Source organism: Pedococcus sp. 2YAF34 (assembly GCF_052114585.1).
Taxonomy (GTDB): domain Bacteria; phylum Actinomycetota; class Actinomycetes; order Actinomycetales; family Dermatophilaceae; genus Pedococcus.
This window is the reverse complement of sequence record NZ_JBFRFA010000105.1, coordinates 1-457: the sequence shown is the minus strand read 5'-3', so window position 1 is coordinate 457 and position 457 is coordinate 1. Positions and strand designations below refer to the sequence as shown.

1 protein-coding gene is annotated in these 457 nt (G+C 67.4%); it reads right to left on the bottom strand.

Annotated features, from left to right (window positions below; genetic code table 11):
* Positions 1-457, bottom strand: a 457-nt coding sequence (locus AB4Z02_RS19090; RefSeq protein ID WP_441972943.1) for a glutamate synthase-related protein, incomplete at both ends; no start/stop codon positions are given.

Here is a 457-nt window from a genome sequence, read left to right as displayed (position 1 = left end):
GGCGAGATGAGGCCGACTCCAGCGGTCGCGTGGCGGGTGCGCGCGATCCACGGGTACACCTTGGTCGGCGGCAGCTGGCCGCCCTCGCCGGGCTTGGCACCCTGTGCGAGCTTGATCTGGATGTCCTCCGCGTGCGTCAGGTACATGCTGGTCACGCCGAACCGACCGGATGCGACCTGCTTGATCGCACTGCGCCGCTCCGGGTCGAGCAGGCGGTCGAGGTCTTCGCCGCCCTCACCGGTGTTCGACTTGGCGCCGATGCTGTTCATGGCGATCGCGAGCGTCTCGTGCGCTTCCTTCGAGATGGAGCCGTAGCTCATCGCGCCGGTCGAGAACCGCTTGACGATCGATTCGATCGGCTCGACCTCGTCGAGCGGCACGGGAGGCCGCGTTCCGGTCTGCAGTTTGAACATTCCGCGCAGGGTCATCAGGCTGGCCGCCTGGTCGTCGACGAGCT